Annotated in this window: 1 protein-coding gene; it reads left to right on the top strand. The window is 40.0% G+C overall.

Annotation, left to right across the window (positions count from 1 at the left end; genetic code table 11):
• Positions 1-260, top strand: a 260-nt coding sequence (locus GO013_RS16955; RefSeq protein WP_203529738.1) for a hypothetical protein, incomplete at its 5' end; no start/stop codon positions are given.
• Positions 261-300 lie beyond the last annotated feature (40 nt).

The following is a 300-nucleotide window of genomic DNA, read 5'->3' as shown; positions in this document are numbered from 1 at the left end:
CCACTCAAAGCGTCTTGCCTGAAAAAATCATTCTGTTAGTGATAGACAAAGAGGGCTTAAAACAGCGCTTAAGCCTTAAAAGTTTAGACAAAATAGAAAACCAAGGCACAGAAAAATTACTCACAATCCAGCAAAAGATCAAAACTCACGCTTACGCGTTAAAAGAAAAATTCGGGTGCGAAGTTTTGGAATTAGATGCTCAAAAAAGCGTTGGGGATCTGCACCGCCAGATTGCAGCCTTTATTGAATGCGTTGTTTGACTTGTTTGAAGCTTTCTTTTAAGCCCCTTTGCCCAAACTG

It is taken from the genome of Pseudodesulfovibrio sp. JC047 (genome assembly GCF_010468615.1).
Taxonomy (GTDB): domain Bacteria; phylum Desulfobacterota; class Desulfovibrionia; order Desulfovibrionales; family Desulfovibrionaceae; genus Pseudodesulfovibrio.
This window is presented reverse-complemented; position numbering and strand designations above follow the sequence as displayed.